Here is a 16,442-nt window from a genome sequence, read left to right on the forward strand (position 1 = left end):
TTGGGCGTTTAGGGGAGGGTCGCGCGAATGCTCACCGTGACGTAGGGCAGCGCCAGCCCGGTGCTGTTGGCAAGCGCGGGATGAGTCGCGAGTAACTCGCGCACCTTTTCCAGCGTCTGGGTGCGCACGTCGGCCGGTGAGGTGATGCAGTAGCTGCGGGATGCGACGAGGTCGATGAGCGCCTGCGGGGTCAGATAGCTCGTCCACTCCACCTGATGGCGTTCGATGTTCTCGAACGGCGCCGACAGCGTGACCCTCTGGCTGTACGGGTCGTCCTCGTGGCCGATGACGCGGCCGAGGTCCTTCACCCATCCCATCCGCTCGTCGCGGGTGTTCCAGAGCAGGCCGAGGCGTCCGCCCGGCCGCAGCACCCTGGCGACCTCGGAGACAGCGCGTACGGGATCGAACCAATGCCAGGCCTGCGCGACGAGCACCGCGTCCACGCTGTCGTCGGGCAGCGGGATGTCCTCTGCGGTGCCGAGCAGCGCGGGCGTGTCGGGCAGGGAATGGCTCAGCAGCTCGAGCATCTCCGGGATCGGGTCCACCGCGACGACGCCGAGTCCCCGCTCGACGAGCCGGGTGGTCAGCTTGCCGGTACCCGCGCCGAGGTCGAGGACATCCCTGGCGTTCCGAGGCAACAGCCAGTCGATGGCCTCGGGTGGATACGACGGCCTGCCGCGTTCGTACGCCGCGGCCTCCGCGCCGAACGACAGGGATCGCTGCTGCGACACCTCTGCTGTCGGCTCTTTGCCCGAGTGGCTCATCGCTGTCACCTGGTGGCCAGCTCCAATGTCTCGCGGATCAGGGCGCCGACTGCTTCGGTCTCGACGAGGAACCCGTCGTGGCCATACATCGAGTCGACAACTTTCAACTCCGCACAACCCGGGAGCAGCCCGGCTAATTCCTGCTGCAGCCGCAGTGGATACAGCCGGTCGGAGGTGATGCCGCCGACGATCACCGGCACGTGGCAGTTGCCGAGCGCCGCCGCGATGCCGCCTCGGCCCCGACCGACGTCGTGGCTGGACAACGACTCGGACAGCGCGACGTAGGTGCCGGCGTCGAACCTGCTCAGCAGCTTGTGACCCTGATGCTCGAGGTAGCTCTGCACCGCGTAGCGGCCGCCGGTCGCGGGATCCTCGTCGCCCTGGCCGTCGTTGCCGAACCGGTCGTCCAGCTCGACCTCGCCGCGGTAGGTCAGGTGGGCGAACCTCCTGGCGATCTCCATGCCGAGGTCCGGCGATCGTCCGGTGCCGTAATAGTCGCCGTTTTGCCAGTTCGGATCGGACTTGATCGCGGCGATCTGGCTGCTCTGCGTGCCGATCTGATCGGCGGTCGCACGGGCGCCGACCGCCAGCACCAGCGCCGACCGGACGTTGTCGGGGTGGGCAACCATCCACTCCAACGCGCGGGCACCGCCCATCGAGCCGCCGACCACCGCGGCGACCTCGTCGATGCCGAGTGCCGCGAGCGCGGCGACGTCGGCCTCCACCTGGTCGCGAATGGAAACCAGCGGAAACCTTGAGCCCCATGGCTTTCCGTCGCGGGCAAGCGAACTCGGACCGGTTGACCCGCGGCAGCCGCCCAACACGTTGGTGGCGACCGCGCACCAGCGGTCGGTGTCGATCGGCGCGCCTGGGCCTGCCACACCGTCCCACCAACCGGCGGTCGGGTGACCAGGACCCGCAGGACCCGTGATGTGCGAATCACCGGTCAGCGCATGCAACACCACCACGACGTTGTCGCGGTTGGGCGAGAGTTCGCCCCACCGCTGGACGGCGATGGAGACATCGTCGACGACGGCGCCGTTCTCGAGCGTCAGCGAGCCGATGTCGACGATCGCGACCTCGCCCTCTGCCGGCAACACGTCGGTGGGCACGTCAAAGATTGTCACGTCATAGTCCTCGGGAGCGTCCGCTAAAACGCCGAGACGGTCGCCGGATCGCTCTCTGCGGCGGCGTGGAACGGCTTCGCGGCCGCGAAACCCTGCTCGAGGTCGGCGATGATGTCGTCGATTCCCTCGATGCCGACCGCCAGCCGCACCAGCCCAGGGGTCACACCCGTCGCCAGCTGCTCCTGCGGGGTCAGCTGCGCGTGAGTGGTCGACGCGGGGTGGATCACCAGCGAGCGCACGTCGCCGATGTTGGCGACGTGGCTGTGCAGCGTCAACGCGTTGACGAACGCCTTACCCGCATCGATGCCGCCAGCCAGTTCGAACGCCAGCACCGCGCCGGTGCCCTTCGGGGCCAGCTTGCGGCCCAGCTCGTACCACGGTGAGCTGGGCAGGCCCGCGTAGTTCACCGAGGTCACGTCCGGGTGGGCGGCGAGAAACTCGGCGACCCGCTTGGCGTTGGCCACGTGGCGTTCGACGCGCAGGCTGAGCGTCTCAAGGCCCTGTGCGACGAGGAAGGCGTTGAACGGCGCCGCCGCCGAACCCATGTCGCGCAGCAGCTGAACCCGGGCCTTGAGCGCGTACGCGGGCGGGCCCAGCTCGGCGAACACCACCCCGTGGTAGCTGGGGTCGGGTGTGGTGAAGCCGGGGAAGTTTCCATTCGTCCAGTCGAAGGTGCCGCCGTCGACGATCACACCTGCGATCGCCGCGCCGTGGCCGCCCAGGTACTTGGTGGCCGAATGCACGACGATGTCGGCGCCGTGGCGCAGCGGCTGGATCAGGTAGGGCGTGGCTACGGTGTTGTCGACGATGAGCGGAACCCCGGCCTCGTGCGCGACCGCCGCGACGTTGGGGATGTCGAGGATGTCGTTCTGCGGGTTGGAGATGGTCTCGCCGAAGAACGCCTTGGTGTTTGGCGCCACGGCCGCCCGCCACGAGTCAAGGTCGTCGGGGTTCTCGACGAAGCTGACGTTGATGCCGAGCTTGGGCAGCGTGTAGTGGAACAGGTTGTAGGTGCCGCCGTACAGCCGGGGGCTGGACACGATGTGGTCACCGGAGTTGGCGAGGTTGAGGATCGCAAACGTCTCCGCGGCCTGGCCCGAGGCGAGGAACAGTGCGGCAACCCCGCCTTCGAGTGCGGCGATGCGCTGCTCGACCACGTCCTGGGTAGGGTTCATGATCCGGGTGTAGATGTTGCCCGGCTCGGCGAGGCCGAAAAGGGCGGCGGCGTGCTCGGTGCTGTTGAACGTGTACGACGTCGTCTGGTAGATCGGCAGCGCCCGCGCGTTGGTGGCGCTGTCGGGGGTCTGCCCGGCGTGGACCTGTTTGGTCTCGAACGACCAGTTTGCCGTCGGGTCTTCTGGCGTGCTCATAGGAAACGGCCTCCATCTATCTACTCTGGGGGCCCGTCCGACGGACCCGCGCTTGCCTTGTAGCCGTCTGCTTTGAAGTGTCTCAGCAGCTACTCAACCTGGTCATCACCCGGGGCACCCCACCGCGGTTGGAGGGTTGCCGGCCAGCGAGCCGGGGCTTGACGCTGACACTCATGACCGACCAGAAGCGTATCGCAAGCCAGGTCATGGCTGCCACTGGGTGATCATGATGCGATTCTGCTGGGGGTTTGCCGGTCCGGGCATGGGGCAAATGTCCCCATCTTGGGCACGCGTAGGTTCGTATCCGACGCGATACTGATAGCCGACACCGACGCCGGGAGACATGACATGAGCGACGAGAAGCCGACGATCATCTACACGCTGACGGACGAGGCGCCGCTGCTGGCGACCTACGCCTTTCTGCCGATCATCCGAACGTTCACCGACCCGGCCGGCATCGAGATCGAGAGCAGCGACATCTCGGTGGCGGCCCGGATCCTCGCCGAGTTCTCCGACCGCCTCACCGAAGAGCAGCGGGTGCCCGACAACCTGGCCACCCTCGGTGCGCTCACGCATGACCCGGCCACCAACATCATCAAGCTGCCGAACATCAGCGCCTCGGTGCCCCAGCTGTTGGCGGCCATCAAGGAGTTGAAGGCCAAGGGCTACGACCTCCCCGACTATCCGGGGGAGCCGAAGAACGACGACGAGAAGGAAATCAAGGAGCGCTACGCCAAGGTTCTCGGCAGCGCCGTCAATCCGGTGCTCCGCGAAGGTAATTCGGACCGCCGCGCACCCAAGGCGGTCAAGGAGTACGCGCGCAAGCATCCGCACAGCATGGGTGAGTGGTCGCAGGCGTCGCGCACGCACGTCGCGACCATGAAGGGTGGCGACTTCTACCACGGCGAGAAGTCGATGACGTTGGACAAAGACCGCAAGGTCAAGATGGTGCTCGAGACCAGGGGCGGCGAGACGATCGTGCTCAAGCCGGAGGTGGTGCTCGACGACGGCGACATCATCGACAGCATGTTCATGAGCAAGCAGGCGCTGTGCGAGTTCTATGAACAGCAGATCGAGGACGCCTACAAGACCGGCGTGATGTTCTCCCTGCACGTCAAGGCGACGATGATGAAGGTCAGCCATCCCATCGTGTTCGGCCACTGCGTGAAGGTCTTCTACAAGGACGCGTTCGCCAAGCACCAGGAGGTGCTCGACGAGCTCGGCGTCAACGTCAACAACGGGATGTCGGATCTCTACGACAAGATCGAGTCGCTGCCCGCGTCACAACGCGAAGAGATCATCCAGGACATCCACGCGGTGCACGAACACCGTCCCGAACTCGCCATGGTCGACTCGGCCCGCGGCATCACGAACTTCCACTCGCCAAGCGACGTGATCGTGGACGCGTCGATGCCCGCGATGATCCGGCTCGGCGGCAAGATGTACGGCGCCGACGGACGGACCAAGGACACCAAGGCGGTGAACCCCGAATCCACCTTCTCCCGCATGTATCAGGAGATGATCAACTGGTGTAAGACCAACGGTCAGTTCGACCCGACGACGATGGGCACCGTTCCGAACGTCGGCCTGATGGCGCAGAAGGCCGAGGAGTACGGCAGCCACGACAAGACGTTCGAAATCCCCTCCGACGGCGTCGCGAACATCGTCGACATCGACACCGGCGAGGTGTTGCTCAGCCAGGACGTCGAGGCCGGTGACATCTGGCGCATGCCGATCGTGAAGGACGCGGCGATCCGGGACTGGGTCAAGCTGGCCGTCAATCGTGGGCGCGTGTCGGGTATGACGGTGTTGTTCTGGCTGGACACCGAACGCCCGCACGAGGTGGAGTTGCGCAAGAAGGTCAAGACCTATTTGAAGGAACACGACACCGAGGGCGTGCACATCCAGATCATGCCGCAGGTGTGGGCCATGCGGTACACGCTGGAGCGGGTGACCCGCGGACAGGACACCATCGCCGCGACCGGAAACATCTTGCGCGACTACCTGACTGACCTCTTCCCGATCTTGGAGTTGGGCACCAGCGCGAAAATGCTGTCGATCGTGCCGCTGATGGCGGGCGGCGGGATGTATGAGACCGGTGCAGGCGGTTCGGCACCCAAGCACGTGCATCAGCTCGTCGAGGAGAACCATCTGCGTTGGGACTCGCTCGGCGAATTCCTTGCTCTCGGCGCCTGTTTCGAAGATCTGGGCGCCAAAACCGAGAACAAGCGGGCCACGCTGTTGGGCACGACGCTCGACGCGGCGATCGGCAAGCTGCTGGAGAACGACAAGGGCCCGTCGCGCCGGACCGGTGAGCTCGACAACAGAGGCAGCCAGTTCTATCTGGCCATGTATTGGGCACAGCAGCTCGCCGAGCAGACCGAGGACTCCGAGCTCGCCGACCACTTCGCCAAACTGGCCAAGACGCTCGCAGAGAACGAAGACACCATCGTCTCCGAACTTGCTGAGGTGCAGGGTGATGCGGTGGACATCGGTGGCTACTACTACCCGGACAAAGAGAAGATCGCGGCAGTGATGCGGCCGAGCAAGACGTTCAACGGTGTCCTGGAGGCCGCGCAGAGCTGACCCGTCAGACGCGCTGCTCGACTAACCTGTCGCGCGTTTCTGATCGAGGTGTGCGTCGACGAAGCCGAGTATCACGTCGGTGACCCGCTGCGGCGCCTCGAACATCGGGATGTGCCCGACGCCTTCGAGATGGGTGATCTTCGTGGACTCCGGCAGGTGGCTGGTGAAGTGCCGGGTGAAGCGCGGGTGTGGCAGGACGCGGTCCTTCTCGCAGATCACCAGGTGGGTGGGTGCGCGCCCCTCTGCGAGTTCCATCAGCCCGGGCAGCAGCAGCGATTTGACCAGGAGTTGGTAGTAGGCCGGGCAGTTCCTGACGTCGTCGACGATGTCGGGCAGGTCGACGTCGTGGAGGGCGTCGGGGTACGCGCTGATCGGAACGAAGGCAAGCTGTTTGGCGAACGGCAGCTTGAGGGCGCGTTCACCGAGCAGCTTCGTCACCAGCCATACCGGGAAGCCGGCGACGAACTTGGCCACGATCTCGAATTTTGCGGGGGTGTAGTGGTGCCAGCCGCCCGCGGGTGCGATGCCGGTCAGCGTGCGGGCGCGGCCGCGGCGCTCCAATTCGAATGCGACCCAGCCGCCGAGTGAGTTGCCGACGATGTGGGCGGTGCCCCAGCCCATGGCGTCCATCCGGCGCTCGACGTCGTCGGCCAACGTCCCGGAGTCCAGGAAGAACGAGCCGGGCGCCCCGCCGTTGTGGCCGGGCATGGTCGGCGCGAACACCTCGTAGCGGCCGGTTTCAGCTATCTGCGGTGCAACGTATTTCCAGACGTTCTGCGACATCATGAAGGGGTGTAGCAACACCATTGGTTCGCCGGTGCCGAGGTGGATCGGATCGCGCTGGCTCATGTTGCCGACAGTAAAGGTGATACCGCCGGTACCGCAAGCTCGGCTGGTCCGCGTCATCGGTCGCCACGCCAGCCTCGATCAGCGCTGAGCCCAGTCCGGCCTTCTGCCGAGATGCCGCAGGATCCGCTCGAAGTCGTCGGCGCCGCCTTGTTCGACGGCGCGGGCGAACGGCGCCCCGGCCATCGTGCGAAACTTGCCATCGGGCACCGCAAGTGCCAACGGCAGCACGGCCGCGACGACATCGGCGGGCAGTTCGTAGGGCACATCCAGCGAAGCGGCGACGTCCCAGCCGTGCACGACGTAGTCGACGAAGTGGAAGCCCATCGCCATCGCGCCGGGGAACACCGCGCCCTCGCCGAACTCCGGCAAAGCGAACGGCGCATCGGCCGTTCCGTCGGCCGCGAACGCGTCCAGCACGTCGTGCGCCGACTCCGAGTAGGCCCGGCCCGGGTCGGCCCGCACCGCCGCAACCACATTCTCGACGCGCCAGACATCAGGATCCGTGCCGAGACCTCTTGCGGCGGCGGCGAATCCGCGGTGCTGGACGGTCATGTGCGCCAGCAGGTCGGCGAGATTCCAGCCCTCGCACGGTGTTGCTCGATCGAGATCGGTCGGCCGGACCGAGTCGACGACGTCGATCGACTTCAGCACGGCGATTCGGTGCAAGGGTAGGAGGTCCGGCGGAGTAATAAGCATAAGCAGATCATAAGCGCATGCGTACGATAGTGCAATGCCTATCATGGCGCGGTGGCAGCGAAGTCGCCGGAATCGCGGCGCCCCGACCTGGCCGCGATGCTTGCGCCGCTCCTGCGCGAGCTCGTCGCCGCCGAGGAGCCCGTTCTCGAAGCGCACGGCCTGACGATGTGGGGATACGTCGTCCTACTGGCGCTGGACAGATCGTCGATGCGTACCCAGGCCGCCCTCGCCGCGGCGATCGGCGCCGACAAGACGCGGATCATTCGCACCCTCGACGACCTCCAGGACGACGGTTACATCGAACGCCGACCCGACCCGGACGACCGCAGAGTGCGGTTACTGGCCATCACCGACGCGGGTCGCCGCGTCAAAAACGCCGTCCAGGACGAGATACAGCGAGGGGAAGAGCGCTGGCTCAGCGAACTCGGCGTCGAAGAGCGGCGGACCTTCTTGCGGGCCCTCGAGCGGCTGACCCCACGCGAATGGGGATGACGAGGGTGGGAAGATCGAACCCATCATGAGCAAGCCAGCCGAGCGCGTCGTCTTCTCCGGCGTGCAACCCACCTCTGACTCCCTGCACCTCGGCAACGCACTGGGCGCAGTCGCGCAGTGGGTCGGCCTGCAGGACGAGTTCGACGCCTACTTCTGCGTCGTCGACCTGCACGCGATCACGATCCCGCAGGACCCCGCTACGCTTCGGCGGCGAACGCTCGCGACTGCCGCACAGTACCTGGCGATGGGGATCGATCCGTTCCGGTCAACCATCTTCGTGCAGAGCCATGTGCCCGCACACACCGAACTCACTTGGGTGCTTGGGTGTTTCACCGGTTTCGGGCAGGCGTCGCGGATGACGCAGTTCAAGGACAAGTCTCAGAAGGAGGGCAGCGACGCCACCACGGTCGGCCTGTTCACCTACCCGGTGCTGATGGCAGCCGACGTGCTGCTCTACGACACCGACCTGGTACCCGTCGGGGAAGACCAGCGCCAGCACCTCGAACTCGCCCGCGACGTGGCGCAGCGCTTCAACTCGCGTTTCCCCGATACCTTCGTCGTCCCCGAGCCGATGATCCCCAAGGCCACCGCCAAGATCTACGACCTAGCCGACCCGACCGCGAAGATGAGCAAATCGGCGGCCACCGACGCCGGGCTGATCAGCCTGCTCGACGACCCTGGCGTCACCGCCAAGAAGATCCGGTCGGCGGTCACCGACAGCGAGCGCGAGATCCGCTACGACCCCGAGGCCAAGCCCGGCGTGTCCAACCTGCTGACGATCCAGTCCGCGGTCACCGGCACCGACGTCGACAAGCTGGTCGAGGGCTACGGCGGCCGCGGTTACGGCGACCTGAAGAAGGACACCGCCGAGGCGGTGGTGGAGTTCGTCACCCCGATCAAGACCAGGGTCGACGAGTTGCTCAGCGACAGCACCGAACTCGAGGGGATCCTCGCCGCGGGCGCCACCCGCGCCAATGAAGTGTCTGCAAAGACGCTGAAGCGGGTATATGAGCGGCTAGGTTTTCTACAGCAACCGCAATAGCGCCTTGACGGAGGTCGGCATGCCTGAACCGGCCAAACCGGGGATTCTGGACCGCTTCCGAACCCGGTACAGCTGGTTCGACCACGTCATGCGCGCCCAGCAGCGCTACCAGGACAGCAAGGGCGACTTCTACGCAGCGGGCATCACGTACTTCACGATCTTCGCGCTGTTTCCGTTGCTGATGGTGGCCTTCTCGATTGCCGGCTTCGTGCTGGCCAGCCAGCCGGACCTTCTCGCCGAGGTGACCGACAAGATCAAGTCGACGGTTTCGGGCGATCTCGGCCAGCAGTTGGTCGAGCTGATGGATTCCGCGATCGAGTCGCGGACGTCGGTCGGCGTCATCGGATTGGCGACGGCAGCGTGGGCCGGGCTGGGTTGGATGGCCAACCTGCGCGAGGCGCTGAGCCAGATGTGGGGACTGCTGCGCCAGGAGCCCCCCGGCTTTCTGCGAACCAAGCTCTCGGATGTGATCGCCATGCTGGGGCTGTTCGGCGCGATCACCGTCACGGTCGTGCTGAGTGCACTCGGCAACTCGGGCTTGATGAAACAAATCGTCGAATGGGCTGGGCTACAGGACCTTCCGGGTATGAGCATTGTCCTGCGAGTCGCATCCATCGTGGTTTCCATTCTGGTCTCGTGGCTGCTGTTCACCTGGATGATCGCTCGGTTGCCCCGCGAGTCGATCACCTTCAGAAGCTCTGCGCGCGCCGGGCTGATGGTCGCGATTGCCTTCGAGGTCTTCAAGCTGGTGGCGTCGATCTATCTCAAGTCCGTGGTGACCGGGCCTGCGGGGGCGACGTTCGGACCCGTGCTGGGCCTGATGGTCTTCGCCTACATCACCGCGCGGTTGATCCTCTTCGCGACCGCGTGGGCGGCCACCGCGGGCGAGAATCCCGAGGCCATGCCGGTAAACCCGCCCCCGGCCGCCCAGATCACCCCGCGGATGCAGGTGCGAGAGGGGCTGGGTCCCGCCGGTGCAGTCGGCGCGGCAGCTATCGGCGCCCTTGGCGCACTTGGGCTTTCGCGACTTGCCCGGCGCCGCTGAACGTCAGTGCTGCGGTCGGCGGTTCATCGATCGTGCGCCCATGATGAGGCAGAACACGATGATGGCGCCGACGAACGCCACGCCTACCCGAACCGGCAGCGCATCGGCGGCCGGAAGCGCGGCGGTGGCCTTCAACGCGGTGTCGTCGGCGGCCTTCTCGGGCGTGGCCACCAACGACGGATCCGGTTCGACGAGCGAGCCGACCTTGGTGCCCGGCGCGGTCGCGAACCCGTAGTCGAGCAAGTGGGCGGCCTGTTCCCACGGCGCTATGGGCTGCCGGGTGCCGCGCATCAGCACCGCGACGAGCCTGCGGCCGTCGTGGTTGGCCGCGCCGACGAACGTCTGTCCCGCGTCGTCGGTGTAGCCCGTCTTGCCGCCCATCGCGCCGGGGTAGTTGTAGAGCAGCTGATTGTCGTTCTCCACCGGGTAGCCGGCGTCGCCGCGGCCGGGGAAGTCGAAGCTGCGGGTCGCCACGATCTCGGCGAATGTCGGGTTCTGCCATGCGTATCGGTAGAACAGGCCGATGTCGTAGGCCGACGTGCTCATGCCGGGGCCGTCGAGGCCCGACGGCGTCGCGACGCGGGTATCGCGGCCGCCGAGCTTGCTCGCCAGATCGTTGAGCTTGGTCAGCGTCGCGTCCATCCCGCCCATCTGCATGGCCAGCGCGTGCGCTGCGTCGTTCCCGGAGTGCATGAGCAGCCCGTGCAGGATGTCGCGGATCGAGTAGTGGCCGCCGTCGCCGATGCCGACCTTCGTGCCCTCTGCGGCCGCGTCGTCGGGGGTGCCGGCCACCACCTTGTGGATCGGCAGATCACGCAGCGCCGCCATGGCCACCAGCACCTTGATGATGCTGGCGGGCCGGTGTCTGCCGTGCGGGTCCTTGGCGGCGATGACGTCGCCCGTGTCGAGGTCGGCGACCAGCCAGGCCTCGGCGGAGATGTCGCCGGGCACCGGCGGCGTGCCCGGTGCGGTGATCACACCGCAGCCGCCGAGGGCGTCACCGCCGACCGGGGCAGAGGGCACCGCCAACGGCTGGGGCGGGTCTCCTGCCGTCGGAACCTCCGACGAGTCGACGGCGGGCGGGGTGCTGACCTGATACGGGCAGGCGTCGGGGGCGGCGTTGGGCTCGGCGTTCGCCAGCGCCGGGCTCGTCATCAGGAAAAGGGCCGCTGCCAGGGCGGTAGCGCGCCGGCCCGCGGTCGTGAAGGTCGCCATCGTAGGCGAAGGTTAGGCGATTCGGCGCCGGTTTCCGGGTAGCCACGCTGTGACTCGTGTGGTTAGAGTTTCAAATGTGACTCACAATTCGCCCAAACCGACATTTGGGCGCAAGAGTGCGAGACGAACGCGCCAGAACGTCGATCTCGGCGCGTCACGGACCCGGCCGTCGCTGGAGCTCAGAGCATCCGGCTGGCTTCGCTGAGCACCCGGTGCAGGATCTCGTAGATCGCGTTGAACTCCTTCGGCCCGCTGATCAGCGGCGGCGCCAGCTGCACGACCGGGTCGCCGCGGTCGTCGGCGCGGCAGTACAGGCCCGCCTCGAACAGCGCGCTGGTTAAGAAGCCCCGCAGTAGGCGTTCGCTCTCGTCCTCGTTGAACGTCTCCTTGGTGGTCTTGTCCTTCACCAACTCGATGCCGTAGAAGAAGCCCTCGCCGCGGACGTCGCCGACGATCGGCAGCTCGTGCAGCTTCTCCAGCGTCGCCCGAAACACGGGTGCGTTTTCCTTGACGTGGTCGTTGATGCCCTCGCGCTCGAAGATGTCGAGGTTGGCCAGCGCGACCGCCGATGACACCGGATGCCCGCCGAACGTGTAGCCGTGCCCGAACGTGGTCTTGCCGTCGTTGAACGGCTCAAACAGCTTGTCGCTGGCAATCATTGCGCCGATCGGCGAGTAGCCCGATGTCAGGCCTTTGGCGCAGGTGATCATGTCGGGCACGTAGCCGAAGTCGTCGCAGGCGAACATCGAGCCGATCCGGCCGTATGCGCAGATCACCTCGTCGGAGACCAACAGCACGTCGTACTCGTCGCAGATCTCGCGGACCCGCTCGAAGTATCCGGGCGGCGGCGGGAAGCACCCGCCCGCGTTTTGCACGGGTTCGAGGAACACCGCGGCGACGGTGTCGGGGCCCTCGAACTCGATGGCCTCGGCGATACGGTTGGCGCAGTACTCGCCGAACGCCTTATTGTCGGTGTCGAACGGCGCGGGTGCGCGGTAGAAGTTGGTGTTCGGCACGCGGAACCCGCCGGGTGTCAGCGGCTCGAACGGCTTCTTGAAGTCGGGCAGGCCAGTGATCGCCAGCGCGCCCTGCGGGGTGCCGTGATAGGCGATCGCCCGCGAGATCACCTTGTACTTGCCCGGCTTGCCGACGAGCTTGAAGTAGTTCTTGGCCAGCTTCCACGCGGACTCGACGGCCTCTCCGCCGCCGGTGGTGAAGAAGACGCGATTCAGGTCTCCCGGAGCGTAATTCGCCAACCGCTCCGACAATTCGATCGCAGGCGGTGTCGCGTAGGACCACAGCGGGAAGAAGGCCAGCGTCTCGGCCTGCTTGGCGGCCGCCTCGGCGAGTTCCTTGCGGCCGTGGCCGACCTGGACCACGAACAGCCCCGACAGCCCGTCGATATAGCTCTTGCCCTTGTCGTCCCAGATCATGACGCCCTCACCGCGGGTGATGATCGGCGGCGTTATGCCGTGGCCGTGCCGTGCGAAGTGACCCCACAGGTGGCGGTTCGCCTTGCCTGCCAGGTCGGTCGATACGTCTGGTGCGATATCAGTAGTAGTCATCTTGTACCCCAATTGTATTGCTGCTTAACGAGTTTCAAGTATACGAGCGTTTCGGTGGATATCACTCCTGGCAACGCTCGAATCTGGGTGTTGAGCAGATCGAGCAGATCGTCGTCGTCTTCGCAGACCACTTCGATGATGGCGTCGAAGGAGCCCGCGGTCAGCACCACATACTCGACCGCGTCGATCGCGGCCAGTTTTTCGGCCACCCTTGTCGTGTCGCCCGTGCAGCGGATGCCGATCATCGCCTGTCGGGCGAAGCCGAGTTGCATCGGATCGGTGACCGCGACGATCTGCATGACGCCCGCGTCGACCATGCGCTGGACTCGCTGCCGCACCGCGGCTTCGGAGAGTCCCACCGCCTTGCCGATGCCCGCATACGAGCGCCGGCCGTCGGCCTGCAGCTTCTCGATGATCGCCTTGGACAGGTCGTCGAGTTGGACGGCTGCGCCAGGACGTGTTTGGACGCGCAGAGAGACGGGTTGGATGCCATCAGCACCCGGGTTGGCCATGCCTGAGATTGTGCACGGAATCCGTCGTCACAAGCAACCAAACCAATGAAATCATGCGCGCAGCGTCCCCGTGGCTACGGGAATGCGTAGCCGACGGGCACACCGTCGGCTAGCGTTGAGCCATGACTGTGACGGTTTCGGCCGGCGTGGCCGGCAGCTGGATCAACGGCGCGGCGGTGGTCACCGGTGGCGCCAATCATCAGGTCATCAACCCCGCCAGCGGCGACGTCGTCGCCGAGCTCGCGCTGGCCACCCCGGCCGACGTCGACACCGCGGTCGCCGCAGCCCGCGCGGCACAGCGCAGCTGGGGAAGCGCTACCCCGGTGGACCGGGCGACGGTCCTGGCCAAGCTGGCGGCGCTGATGTCCGATCACGCCGACGAGCTGGTCGCCGAGGAGGTCAGCCAGACCGGCAAGCCCGCGCGGCTGGCCCGCGAGTTCGACGTCCCAGGCAGCATCGACAACGTCGACTTCTTCGCAGGCGCTGCCCGACACCTCGAGGGCAAGGCCACTGCCGAGTATTCCGGCGACCACACCTCGAGCATCCGGCGGGAGGCGGTCGGAGTGGTCGCGACCATCACCCCGTGGAACTACCCGCTGCAGATGGCGGTGTGGAAGGTGCTGCCCGCGTTGGCCGCGGGCTGCGCCGTGGTCATCAAGCCCGCGGAGCTGACGCCGTTGACCACGCTGACGTTGGCGCGGCTGGCCACCGAGGCCGGCCTGCCCGACGGCGTGTTCAACGTCATCACCGGTGCGGGAGGCGATGTCGGCACCGCGCTGGCGGGCCACCAGGACGTCGACGTGGTGACGTTCACGGGTTCGACGCCGGTGGGCCGCAAGGTGATGGCCGCCGCGGCCGTGCACGGCCACCGCACCCAGCTCGAGCTCGGCGGCAAGGCGCCGTTCGTGGTGTTCGACGATGCCGACCTCGACGCCGCGATCCACGGCGCCGTCGCGGGTTCGCTGATCAACACGGGACAGGACTGCACCGCGGCGACCCGCGCTATCGTCGCGCGCGAGCTCTACGACGACTTCGTCGCCGGTGTGGGCGAGGTGATGAGCAAGATCGTCGTCGGTGACCCCAACGACGACGACACCGACCTGGGGCCGCTCATCTCGATGGCGCACCGCGCCAAGGTCGCGGGAATGGTCGAGCGGGCACCCGGCCAGGGCGGGCGCATCGTCACCGGCGGCAGCGCACCCGACCTCCCGGGATCCTTCTACCGGCCGACACTCATCGCCGATGTCGGCGAGGATTCCGAGATCTATCGCGACGAGATCTTCGGTCCCGTGCTGACCGTGCGGTCGTTCACCGACGACGACGACGCGCTACGGCAGGCCAACGACACCGCGTACGGTCTTGCCGCCTCGGCGTGGACCCGCGACGTCTACCGCGCGCAGCGCGCGTCGCGGGAGATCCACTCCGGCTGCGTGTGGATCAACGACCACATCCCGATCATCAGCGAGATGCCGCACGGTGGCGTCGGCGCATCCGGATTCGGCAAGGACATGAGCGACTACTCCTTCGAGGAGTACCTGACGATCAAGCACGTGATGAGCGATATCACCGGCGTCGCCGAAAAAGACTGGCACCGGATCATCTTCACGAAGCGCTAGTTCAGTCGTCGAACTTTGCACCGCGAGCGTGCACGCTTGCACGCAATTTCGCGGCGTGTCGTGTGCAGACACGCACGCTCGCGGAACGTGTCCCGTGCGTTAGGTGTACCCGCAAAGCGGGTACACGGGCTTGTCTGATCATGATCGACAGGAGTACGCCATGAGCGCGTCGCCGGGACTGAGCAAGGCTCTGAGTCAGCGTCAGCTGAGGATGATCGCGATCGGCGGCGTCATCGGCGCCGGCCTTTTCGTCGGCTCCGGGGTGGTGATGGGCGACACCGGCCCTGCCTCGTTCATCACCTACGCGCTGTCTGGCGTCCTCATCATCATGGTGATGCGAATGCTCGCCGAGATGGCCGTCGCCAACCCGTCGACGGGTTCGTTCGCCGACTACTCGCGCGACGCGCTCGGCCATTGGGCGGGCTTCTCCGTCGGCTGGCTCTACTGGTACTTCTGGGTCATCGTCGTCGGCTTCGAGGCGATCGCGGGCGCGAAGATCGTGCAGTACTGGATCGACATCCCACTGTGGTTGTGCGCGTTGATATTCATGGTTCTGATGACCGCTACCAACCTCTTCTCGGTGAAGTCCTACGGCGAGTTCGAGTTCTGGTTCGCGGGCATCAAGGTCGCCGCGATCGTCGTCTTCATCGGGATCGGCGCCTGCTTCGTGCTCGGCCTATGGCCCAGCAAGTCGGCCGACTTCTCGAACCTGTGGAGTCAGGGCGGTTTCATGCCGTTGGGCGTTGGCGCCATCACGGTCGGCATCGTCACGGTGATCTTCTCGATGGTCGGCCCGGAGATCGCGACGATCGCCGCGGCGGAGTCGTCGGACCCCGAGAAAGCCGTTTCGCGCGCCGCCAACTCGGTGATCTGGAGGATCCTGATCTTCTACGTGCTCTCGGTCTTCCTGCTCGTGACGATCGTGCCGTGGAACAACGAAGACCTGGCCGCATCGCCCTTCGTCGCCGCGTTCAACGAGATGGGGATTCCATACGCCGACGACATCATGAACGCCGTGGTGCTGACGGCGGTGCTCAGCTGCCTCAACTCCGGGATGTACACGGCGTCGCGCATGCTGTTCGTCCTCGCCGCCCGCAACGAGGCACCCGAACGACTGATGCGGCTCACCCCTCGCGGCGTGCCGGCGTACGCCATTCTGTTCTCGTCGATCGTCGGCTTCCTGTGCGTCATCGCGGCGGCCTTCTCCGAGAAGACCATTTTCGCGTTCCTGCTCAACTCCAGCGGCGCGATCATCCTGTTCGTCTACATCCTGATCGCGATATCGCAGATCGTGCTGCGCTACCGCAACCGCGACGGCGAACTGCGAATGAAGATGTGGCTTTTCCCTGCGCTGTCGATCCTCACCACCCTGGCCATGCTTGCGATCCTGGTGCAGATGGCGTTCGACGCCGAACTGCGGTGGCAGCTGGTGCTGAGCCTGCTGTCGTGGGGCGTGGTGTTGGGTCTGTTCTTCCTCAATCAGCGGTTCAACAAGCGCCACAAGATCGATGCGGACGCCGCCGAGGCGAAGGCGCGCGCGCTGATCGCGACGCCGTCGACGAG

Annotated in this window: 13 protein-coding genes, 1 pseudogene and 1 riboswitch; of the genes and pseudogenes, 6 read left to right on the plus strand and 8 right to left on the minus strand. The window is 66.1% G+C overall.

Features of this window, described 5'->3' with window-relative positions; translation table 11 throughout:
- Positions 1-8: 8 nt before the first annotated feature.
- The 3 genes from D6M19_RS26035 to D6M19_RS26045 are packed head-to-tail and all read right to left on the minus strand — an operon-like array spanning position 9 to position 3,261.
- Positions 9-764: a class I SAM-dependent methyltransferase gene (locus D6M19_RS26035; protein WP_123028173.1), complete on the minus strand. Its 756-nt coding sequence runs from the start codon at positions 762-764 to the stop codon at positions 9-11.
- A gap of 5 nt (positions 765-769) precedes the next feature.
- Positions 770-1,891: a homoserine O-acetyltransferase MetX gene (metX, locus tag D6M19_RS26040; RefSeq protein WP_123028174.1), complete on the minus strand. Its 1,122-nt coding sequence runs from the start codon at positions 1,889-1,891 to the stop codon at positions 770-772.
- Positions 1,892-1,914: 23 nt separating this feature from the next.
- Positions 1,915-3,261 carry a bifunctional o-acetylhomoserine/o-acetylserine sulfhydrylase gene (locus D6M19_RS26045; protein WP_123028175.1) on the minus strand — a complete coding sequence of 449 codons (1,347 nt, stop codon included), beginning with the start codon at positions 3,259-3,261 and terminating at the stop codon, positions 1,915-1,917.
- A 43-nt stretch (positions 3,262-3,304) separates the two neighbouring features.
- Positions 3,305-3,440, minus strand: a riboswitch (SAM riboswitch).
- Between the two features lie 169 nt (positions 3,441-3,609).
- Here D6M19_RS26045 and D6M19_RS26050 point away from each other — a divergent pair.
- Positions 3,610-5,847 carry an NADP-dependent isocitrate dehydrogenase gene (locus tag D6M19_RS26050; RefSeq protein WP_123028176.1) on the plus strand — a complete coding sequence of 746 codons (2,238 nt, stop codon included), beginning with the start codon at positions 3,610-3,612 and terminating at the stop codon, positions 5,845-5,847.
- Between the two features lie 21 nt (positions 5,848-5,868).
- Here D6M19_RS26050 and D6M19_RS26055 read toward each other — a convergent pair whose 3' ends face one another.
- A complete protein-coding gene (locus tag D6M19_RS26055) occupies positions 5,869-6,696 on the minus strand; it encodes an epoxide hydrolase EphH (protein ID WP_123028177.1) in 828 nt (275 codons plus the stop codon).
- Positions 6,697-6,774: 78 nt separating this feature from the next.
- Positions 6,775-7,392, minus strand: coding sequence for a TIGR03086 family metal-binding protein (locus tag D6M19_RS26060; protein ID WP_123028178.1), 618 nt, complete (start codon positions 7,390-7,392; stop codon positions 6,775-6,777).
- A 96-nt stretch (positions 7,393-7,488) separates the two neighbouring features.
- Between D6M19_RS26060 and D6M19_RS26065 the strand changes: the two genes are divergently transcribed.
- From D6M19_RS26065 to yhjD, 3 genes are read left to right on the plus strand one after another with little or no spacing between them, the layout of a single operon-like run.
- Complete coding sequence (locus tag D6M19_RS26065) at positions 7,489-7,884, plus strand: MarR family winged helix-turn-helix transcriptional regulator (protein WP_123028225.1); 396 nt, start codon at positions 7,489-7,491, stop codon at positions 7,882-7,884.
- A gap of 25 nt (positions 7,885-7,909) precedes the next feature.
- Positions 7,910-8,926 (plus strand): tryptophan--tRNA ligase, encoded by a 1,017-nt coding sequence (trpS, locus tag D6M19_RS26070; protein WP_123028179.1) that lies wholly within the window; start codon positions 7,910-7,912, stop codon positions 8,924-8,926.
- 19 nt (positions 8,927-8,945) lie between these two features.
- Complete coding sequence (gene yhjD / locus D6M19_RS26075; protein WP_123028180.1) at positions 8,946-9,971, plus strand: inner membrane protein YhjD; 1,026 nt, start codon at positions 8,946-8,948, stop codon at positions 9,969-9,971.
- Between the two features lie 3 nt (positions 9,972-9,974).
- Here the strand turns inward: yhjD and D6M19_RS26080 are convergent, their stop codons facing one another.
- The 3 genes from D6M19_RS26080 to D6M19_RS26090 all read right to left on the minus strand — a co-directional run bounded on the left by D6M19_RS26080 (position 9,975) and on the right by D6M19_RS26090 (position 13,263).
- On the minus strand, positions 9,975-11,186 hold the full coding sequence (locus D6M19_RS26080; RefSeq protein ID WP_123028181.1) for a D-alanyl-D-alanine carboxypeptidase family protein: 1,212 nt from the start codon (positions 11,184-11,186) through the stop codon (positions 9,975-9,977).
- A 179-nt stretch (positions 11,187-11,365) separates the two neighbouring features.
- Positions 11,366-12,751 carry an aspartate aminotransferase family protein gene (locus D6M19_RS26085; protein ID WP_123028182.1) on the minus strand — a complete coding sequence of 462 codons (1,386 nt, stop codon included), beginning with the start codon at positions 12,749-12,751 and terminating at the stop codon, positions 11,366-11,368.
- Entirely contained in the window at positions 12,748-13,263 is a 516-nt protein-coding gene (locus D6M19_RS26090; protein WP_123028183.1) for an Lrp/AsnC family transcriptional regulator, read from the minus strand. Before D6M19_RS26090 ends, D6M19_RS26085 begins: the two co-directional genes overlap by 4 nt.
- Before the next feature lie 122 nt (positions 13,264-13,385).
- On the opposite strand from D6M19_RS26090, the gene D6M19_RS26095 reads away from it, so the two are divergent.
- Together D6M19_RS26095 and D6M19_RS26100 are read left to right on the plus strand one after the other, a co-directional pair.
- Positions 13,386-14,879 carry a gamma-aminobutyraldehyde dehydrogenase gene (locus D6M19_RS26095; RefSeq protein ID WP_123028184.1) on the plus strand — a complete coding sequence of 498 codons (1,494 nt, stop codon included), beginning with the start codon at positions 13,386-13,388 and terminating at the stop codon, positions 14,877-14,879.
- 160 nt (positions 14,880-15,039) lie between these two features.
- Positions 15,040-16,386: pseudogene (locus D6M19_RS26100) on the plus strand (amino acid permease); the annotation flags it as partial.
- Positions 16,387-16,442: the final 56 nt, after the last annotated feature.

The sequence above is a fragment of the Mycolicibacterium stellerae genome (genome assembly GCF_003719305.1).
Taxonomy (GTDB): Bacteria; Actinomycetota; Actinomycetes; order Mycobacteriales; family Mycobacteriaceae; genus Mycobacterium; species Mycobacterium stellerae.